Source organism: Paenibacillus cisolokensis, assembly GCF_018403665.1.
Lineage (GTDB): Bacteria > Bacillota > Bacilli > Paenibacillales > Paenibacillaceae > Paenibacillus_AH > Paenibacillus_AH cisolokensis.
The window spans coordinates 19,508-27,990 of the sequence record NZ_BOVJ01000174.1; the positions used below are offsets into that span (position 1 = coordinate 19,508).

The following is an 8,483-nucleotide window of genomic DNA, read 5'->3' on the forward strand; positions in this document are numbered from 1 at the left end:
AAAAAGAAGGAGGAATATAAGGGGAAACATTACAGCTTGAGAAGTCCCGACGAATGCAGAAAAATGAGCACAATGAGAATCGGCGCCACATAGCGCAGCGCGGCAAGCCATATGCGGAGCCACCATCCGGTCAGTCCGGCTTCATCGGCCGCCCGCTTCCATGCATACCCGACAAACAGCGTCACGATCAGGCCCCCTACCGGCAAAACAATATTTGAAGTGATAAAGTCGACCCAATCGAAAAACGTCTTCCCTTGCCATTCCAGCCCCGGCAGCGTGCCGCCGACCGATACGGCCGACGGGAACCCGACGGCCAGACAACTGATCGTTACGATCGTCGCCGCCTTTACCCTGCTCCATCTTTTCCGTTCTATCAAATACGTGACCGGCACTTCCAGCAGCGATACCGCCGACGTCACCGCCGCAATGGCGACAATAACGAAGAACAGACCGGCGAACAGCGAACCGAGCGGCATCGCGTCGAACGCTGCCGGCAACGCGACGAATAGCAGCCCCGGCCCTTGATCGGGCGCGATCCCGAAGGCGAACGTCGTCGGAAAATAATGAGCCCCGCCAGCAGCGCATACAGAAGATCGCCTAGCCCGATGGCGAATGTGGCGGCGCCGAGCGATTGCCGCCGATCCACATATGCGCCGTAGGTAAGCATCGTGCCCATGCCGAGCGATAGCGAGAAGAACGCATGTCCGAGCGCGATCAGGAATGCCTGCGGCGTCAGACTGGAAAAGTCCGGGCGCAGAAAGAACGCCACCCCCTCGGACGCGCCTTCCAGCGTCACCCCCCGAATCATCAGCACGACAAGCAGCACGACCATCGCAGGAATCAAAATTTTATTAAACCGTTCGATTCCGGAGGCGATGCCTTTTGCCACGACGAATCCGGTCAGCAGCATGACGATTGCCTGCCACAGCACCGGCCACCAGCCTCCGATAAATTCCCCGAAACGCGCGGCATAGTCGGCATCGTGGAACAGCTGTCCCGAGAAGGACAGAACGGCATAATGGATCGTCCACCCGGCAACGACCGAATAGAACGACAAAATGGCAAATGCGCCAACAATCGTAATAAAACCGAATCGGCCCCAAAACGGCTTGCCGCTCAGGCGAACCAGCGATCCGGAAGCGCTGCCCCGGCCGCCCCGGCCGATCGTCAGCTCGGCCATTAACACCGGTAATCCGACCAGCAGCAGACAAATGATAAAGACGAGAAAAAAGCCGCTCCTCCATTTTCCCCTGTAATATAAGGGAACTTCCACATGTTGCCCAGTCCGACGGCGCTTCCGATCGCCGCCACGATGAAGCCTTTCGAAGAGAAGCGCTCCGTCGTCCCTCTCTCCAGTTCAGGCGGCTTCTCAAGTTGTTGTGAATGTTGATTCATGTCTCACCTCAAGTGGAGTTATAACAAACGCCATTATTATACCATTTCCGTCAAACTTGGACAGGCTAAACGGCCAAATTCAGAATTGACGATGTTTCCCAATGCGATTAGTATATAGTTAGTCGACTAATTAGTTTGAAGGAGGGATCGCCTTGGATTGGCGCCATGCTCATCTGAACCGGATTATTGCCCGGACGGTCAAGCTCCATCACAGCCTTGTCCAGCAAATGTTGAGCGAATTCGATCTTCACCCGGGGCAACCTCCGCTGCTGCTCGCGCTCGGGCGCCAGGACGGACGCAGCCAGAACGAGCTTGCCCAGGAGCTTCGCATTACGCCGGCTACGCTGACGATGATGGTCAAACGGATGGAAAAGAACGGCCTCCTTGTACGCCGCACCGACCCGCAAGACTTGCGCGTTTCCAGGGTCAGCCTGACCGACAAGGGTCGGCAGGCGCTCAGTGCAGCCAGAGAAGCGCTGGAGAAGCTGGAAGAAGCGGCATTCGTCGGCTTTGCGCCGGAAGAAAAGGAACTGCTGCGCTCCCTTATGCTTCGCGTCTACGAAAATCTGGCCGCCTGCGAGCAAGCGATGCAACCATCTCCTCCTTCATGACCGGCCCGGCCCTATCCGATACCATACCACCCAAAGGAGCGACTCGATTGCCATGTTCAAGTTAAAGCGTTACTTGAGGCCGTATTGGCTCCCCGTTCTGCTTGCTCCGCTGCTCATGCTCGTCGAGGTGATCATGGATCTGCTTCAGCCTATGCTCATGGCCAGCATCGTCGACGACGGCGTCATGAAGAGGGACCTGGCGCATATTCAAACTATGGGACTCATCATGATCGGCGTCGCGATCATCGGACTTATCGGCGGCGTCGGCTGCAGCGTCTATTCCACCATCGCTTCGCAAAGCTTCGGCACCGACCTGCGGCGCGACCTGTTCCGCCATATCCAGACGCTCTCTTTCGCCAATCTCGACCGGCTGAAGATTGGCTCTCTCATTACCCGTCTGACGAACGACATCGTTCAGCTCCAAAATCTGGTGCAAATGCTGCTGCGCATCTTCGTGCGAGCGCCATTGCTCGCAATCGGCTCCATCGCGATGGCGATCGTCATCAGCCCGCGTCTGGCTCTTATTCTGGGCGTCGCCGTGCCGCTCCTATTCGTCATTCTGTTTCTGCTCATCCGGCTCGCTTTTCCGCTCTTCTCCGGCATGCAGGCCAAACTCGACAAGGTCAACAGCGTACTGCAGGAAAATCTGGCCGGCATACGGGTCGTCAAAGCGTTCGTCCGCGCCGCATTCGAAAACAGCCGTTTCTCCATCGCGAATCATGACTATACGGATACCGCCATTCGCGCGATACGCATTATTATGCTGAACATGCCGATGCTGACGCTTGTGCTCAACCTGAGCATCGTCGCCGTGCTCTGGTTTGGCGGAAACGCCGTCTGGCAATCGTCGATCGCAGTCGGGGATCTGATCGCCTTCATCAACTACGTCACGCAAGTGCTATTTTCCCTGTCGATGATCGGTATGATGCTGATGGCCGTTTCCCGCGCCAAAGTATCGGCCGACCGGGTCAACGAGGTGTTCGACACGGAGCCGGAGATCGCGAACCGCCCCGGTGCCAGGACGAACGTCATCCGGGAAGGACGCATCGAATTCGACCGGGTGACGTTCCGGTTCGGCGCCGCCGAAGTGCCGGTCCTGCATCATATCAGCTTCACGGCGGAGCCCGGCAAAACCGTCGCCATACTCGGTTCTACCGGCGCCGGCAAGTCATCGCTCGTCAGCCTCGTGCCCCGGCTGTATGACGCGACCGAAGGCCAGGTGCGCATCGACGGCGTCGATGTCCGCGATATCGATCTCGATCATCTGAGAAGCCGGATCGGTCTCGTGCTGCAGGAGTCCGTCCTGTTCACCGGCACGATTCGCGATAATATCCGTTACGGCCGTCCGGATGCGTCCGACGAGGAGATCGAGCAGGCAGCCAGAGCGGCGCAAGCGCACGAATTTATCGCGAATATGCCGGAAGGCTACGATACGATGCTCGGACAGCGGGGCGTCAACCTGTCCGGCGGGCAGAAACAGCGCATCGCCATCGCCCGCGCGCTGCTCGTCCGGCCCGTCATTCTGATTCTGGACGACAGCACAAGCGCGGTCGATCTCGGCACCGAATCGCGCATTCGGGCGGCGCTTGCGGAGCTGATGCGCGGCTGTACGACGCTGCTGATCGCGCAGCGCATCACGTCGGTTATGGACGCCGATCATATTCTCGTGCTGGAGGAAGGGAAGATCGCGGCGGCCGGTTCGCATGCCGAATTGATGCGGCATTCGGACATATACCGGGATATATACCGTTCCCAGCTCGGAGAGGAGGAAGTGCTGTATGACCGCTAAATCGCATGAAGCGGCGGGCGGACAAGGCGTGGCAGCAGGCGGCGCGGCTCCGCTGCCGCCCCTGAGACCCGGCGGCGGACCGGTTATGCCCCATATAGGGCCGGGCGGCGGACCGCCCGGACGCGGAATGATGATGCCGAAAGTGCGGGCGAAGAACGCGGGCGCTACATTGCGGCGTATCTGGCGCTACCTCGGCCGTCAGCGCGGCGGCTTGATCGCGGTGCTGGCCGCGACAATCGCTTCCACCCTGCTCGGGCTGGCCGGCCCCTATCTGATCGGCCATGCGGTGGACCATTATATTATCCCGCAGGATTATGACGGGCTGGTCAGCCTCTGTCTGCTGCTTGTGGCCGTATACGCGGGTCACGCGCTGTTTACCTGGATCCAGACGTACGTCATGGTCGGCCTCTCCCAGCGGACGGTCCGGGATATGCGGCGCGATCTGTTCGCCAGGCTGCAGCAGTTGCCGCTGTCGTTCTTCGACCGTCGCACCCATGGCGAGCTGATGAGCCGGACGACGAACGATATCGAGAACGTATCCGCGACCCTTAATCAAAGCGTGACCCAGCTCTTGTCCAGCGTGCTGATGCTCGCCGGTTCTCTCGGCTTCATGCTGGCGCTCGATCTGTGGTTGACGCTCGTCAGTCTCGTGACGGTGCCGCTGGTCATATTGCTGACCCGATTCATTGCGGCAGGGACACGCAAATATTTCGCCGGTCAGCAGCAAAAGCTCGGTGAATTGAACGGATTTATCGAGGAGACCGTATCCGGTCAGAAAGTTGTGCAAATCTATCGGCGCGAGAGCGCCGCGGCGGCACAATTCGATGCCCTCAACACGGAACTGCGCGGCGTCGGCATCCGGGCGCAAATCTACTCCGGACTGGTCGGTCCGGTCATGAACGTGCTGAACAACTTCGGGTTCGCCCTGATCGCCGCAGTCGGCGGATGGATGGCGTACCGGAACTGGACGACAATCGGAACGATCGTCATCTTCATGAATTATTCCAAGCAGTTCCAGCGGCCGCTCAACGAACTGGCCAACCAGTTCAATCTGCTGCAGTCGGCCGTCGCCGGCGCCGAGCGGGTATTCGAAATTCTCGATACGGATACCGAATACGCCGAAACGGAAAAGCATGCCGCAAGCGAGGGGCTGAAGGGTGAAGTCCGGTTCGAAAACGTGACGTTCAGCTACAAGGAAGGCGTTACGGTGCTTCGAAACGTCTCGCTCGCCGCCCGGCCAGGAGAAACGATCGCGCTTGTCGGACCGACGGGGGCGGGCAAGACGACGATCATCAATCTGCTTACCCGTTTTACGACATTGACAGCGGCCGCATTACGATCGACGGTACGGATATTCGGGATATGGATAAAAACAAGCTGCGCTCGCAGCTCGGTCTCGTCCTTCAGGATGCGTATGTCTTCTCCGGCACGATACGCGACAACATCCGTTACGGCAAGCTGGAAGCGACGGACGCCGAAGTGGAAGCCGCTGCCCGTCTGGCCAATGCGGACGCGTTCATTCGCAAGCTGCCGCTCGGTTACGACACGCCGCTTACGGGCGGAGGCGGCAATATAAGCCAGGGCCAGCGGCAACTGATCACCATTGCCGGGCAATATTGGCCGATCCGGCCATTCTTATACTGGACGAGGCGACAAGCAGCATCGATACGCGCACCGAAATGCATATTCAGGAAGCGATGCGGAAGCTGATGAGCGGCCGAACGAGCTTCGTCATCGCCCACCGGCTCAGCACGATCCGCGAGGCCGATCAAATTCTCGTCGTGCACGGCGGCGAAATTATCGAACGCGGCACGCATGCGGAGCTGCTGGAGAAGCGGGGATTTTACCATGACCTGTACATCAGCCAATTCGAGCGCACCGGCTGAAATCAAACGAAGCAGCCGATGACCGATTCATGGAATCGTCATCGGCTGCCGGATATCGGAGATCAAGCCTCGACCGACGGCTCCTTCGTGCGGGCGGCTTGCCGCGAGACGACCGCGGACAGCACGGTAACGGCGATGAACAGCACCATAATGACGGATGACAGCCGATACATGCCGGCGTATCCGGTCTTGGAGGCGATCACGCCAAGCAGAAGCGAACCTGCGGCAATGCCGAAGTCGAGCGAGTTGTAGAACAGACTGTTCGCCATGCCGCGTTCCTGCGGCTTAACCGAATGAATCATCCAGGCTTGGATGGCAGGTTGAATCATGCCGTAACCCGTTCCGTACAGCACAGCGGCGGCAATCAGCATACCCGGACCGTTCGTGCCCGACAATACGAGCAGGCCGATAATGGCCAGCGCGCCCCCGGGAACCAGAACGGCCACGCTGCCTTTGCGGTCGAACAGCTTGCCCGAGAACGGACGAACCGCCACCATCGACAGCGCGTTGACAAGAAAGAACAAGCCGACGTTCGACAAGTGGACCGTCTTCCCAAACAGCGCCAGGAAGCTGACCAGACCGCCAAACGTGATGGCTACAAGCAAATTAAGCGATGCGGGAAGCAGCAGCTTCCGGACCGCGCCTGACCGAGGGGCATCGCCCTTATGCCCGTCCTTATCCTTCTTCTCCGGCAGTCGAAAGGCCGACGCCGGAATCGTATGGCGCGGCAGCAGCAGCGGAAATGCGGCCAGAACGACCATACCGCCCAATACCGTTAAATAGCCGAAGCCGAGCTTCATGACTTCCAGGCCGATCAGCGGGCCGACCGACATGGCGATACTGGTCGACAATCCGAAATACCCGATGCCTTCGCCCATTCGTCTGGCCGGGATAAGCTCGGCTACGAATGTCGGCATGACGACGCTCGCCATCCCGAAACCGACCCCGTAGCCGATCCGAAGCAGCAGCAGCGCTTCAAACGAACCGGCCCAACTATACGCGAATGTGATCATAGCGGCGATGCCGAGTCCGGCATACATGATCGCGACCGGCCGAACCCGCTTCATCGCCCACGCCGTAGCAAAGCGGGTGGCGATGGCCGAGAATGCGAACAGGCTCGTCACCAGACTGATCTGGCCGTCGCTAACCCGAAATTGCTCCTGCACATAAGATGTCGACGGTGACAGGAGCAGATGCAGATTCAGAAATAAACAACAATAAGCCAATGTGATGGCGATAAACGATCTGGTCCATAGCCTCTCATCCTGAAGTTCAGACATCCCATCCATTTCCCCTTTATGTTTTGCCGATAAACCGGTCTATGGTCGCGGCTATTCGCCGCAATTGCGATTTCAATTCGTTCGCCTCGGCGTCCGAGAAGCCTTCCATGGCATCGGTTAACGCTTCCCGCTCAACCGGAATCGTCGCCGCGGTCAGCGCCTTCCCCTGCTCGGTCGCGAAAATGCGGTAGGAGCGGCGATCCGAGCCGCAAATTCGTCTTACGATGAGCGATTTCGATTCCAAAGCATCCAGAATCCGGGTAACCGTCGGACGGTCCTTGCCCGACCGGTCGGCGATATCCTTCTGAATCATCCCTTCCCGCTCTGCGATACGCACCAATACCGCCCATTGCTCCGGCGTAATATCGTAAGGCTTGAGCCGTTGCGCGAACAATTGAACGAGCTTGCGGTACGCTACGCCCATCAAAAAACCGATCGATTCGTCCAGCGGGCTTGTCCCGTGTCCGTCGACCGGTCGTGCTTGCTCCCCGTCATTGCGCTGCCTGGTCTCCCCGTACGTCAATGCCGAATTTCCCCTTCCGGTTGTTCCTTTTCTAATTAGTTGCTTTAGCAATTATATACAAGACAACTAAATACGTCAACCTCGCTTCTCCCGCTATAACGAACGGAAGCGAGCGGGGTAATCGGTAATCCATCCATCCGCCCCGGCCTTCAGCAGCCGGGTCATCTGCGCATAACGCCTGACCGTATAAGGCAGGGTCAGCAGTCCGAATGCATGAAGCCGCTGAATCGTCCGGATGTCGGCATCCTTCCAGTGCAGATTGACATAACGGATATACGCCGTATATTCGAACAAATCGGCGTCCCGCAGCCTGCGTCCCCGTTCGACCAGAAGAGCGAGCGGGACATCCGGCCGCAATCGGTGGAACTTGTTTAAAAATTCAAGATGAAACGACTGGACGATAATGCCTGCTCTCCGGTCCCCGGCCAGCTCCGGCCGTACCGCCCGCTGCTGCGGCAGGGCAAACGCGTACCGTCCCAATACTTCGGCCAATCTCGACGCCGCTTCCGGATCGTGCTCCTTCATCTCGATCAGCAGGCCGATTTTCCCCGCATAACGGTCCAGCACTTCCTCCAGCAACGGAATCCGTTCCCCGCGAAACCGCCGGTGGAATGCGCTGCCCGCGTCCAGCTTGCGCAGCTCGGAGACGGTCATCTCCTTCACGCTTCCTGTCCCGTCGGTCGTGCGGTCCACGGTGTCGTCATGAATGACGACCAGACGCCCGTCGCGGCTAGTCCGCACATCCAGCTCGATATAATCGGCCGGAATGCTCGCGCTCATGTCGAAAGCGGCCATCGTATTTTCCGGCGCCGCGCCCATCCCTCCGCGATGCGCCGCGTTAACCGGCTTTGCCCGATAAGGAGGCGCACCGTCCGGGAGCAGCGGATGCAACCAGGAACCGACCGTTAACATCGACAGAAGCGCGAGCGCCGAAGCCGTCATTTTCGCATACAGTTTCATGTTCGTCGTCCCCCCTTTTCATTGTGGTATGGAAAGGGG

Annotated in this window: 5 protein-coding genes and 2 pseudogenes; 3 read left to right on the top strand and 4 right to left on the bottom strand. The window is 58.8% G+C overall.

Annotated elements, in window-relative coordinates:
* Positions 1-29 precede the first annotated feature (29 nt).
* Positions 30-1,395, bottom strand: a pseudogene (locus tag PACILC2_RS22105) (sodium-dependent transporter).
* A gap of 152 nt (positions 1,396-1,547) precedes the next feature.
* Here PACILC2_RS22105 and PACILC2_RS22110 point away from each other — a divergent pair.
* From PACILC2_RS22110 to PACILC2_RS22120, 3 genes and pseudogenes are all read left to right on the top strand, one after another.
* Complete coding sequence (locus tag PACILC2_RS22110) at positions 1,548-2,006, top strand: MarR family winged helix-turn-helix transcriptional regulator (RefSeq protein WP_244863739.1); 459 nt, start codon at positions 1,548-1,550, stop codon at positions 2,004-2,006.
* Positions 2,007-2,058: 52 nt separating this feature from the next.
* The gene (locus PACILC2_RS22115; protein WP_213530887.1) at positions 2,059-3,795 is read left to right on the top strand and encodes an ABC transporter ATP-binding protein; all 1,737 of its coding nucleotides are present in this window, start codon (positions 2,059-2,061) and stop codon (positions 3,793-3,795) included.
* 85 nt (positions 3,796-3,880) lie between these two features.
* Positions 3,881-5,681 (top strand): annotated as a pseudogene (locus PACILC2_RS22120) (ABC transporter ATP-binding protein).
* 62 nt (positions 5,682-5,743) lie between these two features.
* Here PACILC2_RS22120 and PACILC2_RS22125 read toward each other — a convergent pair.
* The 3 genes from PACILC2_RS22125 to PACILC2_RS22135 all read right to left on the bottom strand — a co-directional run bounded on the left by PACILC2_RS22125 (position 5,744) and on the right by PACILC2_RS22135 (position 8,444).
* Positions 5,744-6,961, bottom strand: coding sequence for an MFS transporter (locus PACILC2_RS22125; protein WP_213530889.1), 1,218 nt, complete (start codon positions 6,959-6,961; stop codon positions 5,744-5,746).
* Positions 6,962-6,977: 16 nt separating this feature from the next.
* Positions 6,978-7,484 (bottom strand): MarR family winged helix-turn-helix transcriptional regulator, encoded by a 507-nt coding sequence (locus tag PACILC2_RS22130; protein ID WP_244863740.1) that lies wholly within the window; start codon positions 7,482-7,484, stop codon positions 6,978-6,980.
* 93 nt (positions 7,485-7,577) lie between these two features.
* Positions 7,578-8,444: a glycerophosphodiester phosphodiesterase gene (locus PACILC2_RS22135; RefSeq protein WP_213530891.1), complete on the bottom strand. Its 867-nt coding sequence runs from the start codon at positions 8,442-8,444 to the stop codon at positions 7,578-7,580.
* Positions 8,445-8,483: the final 39 nt, after the last annotated feature.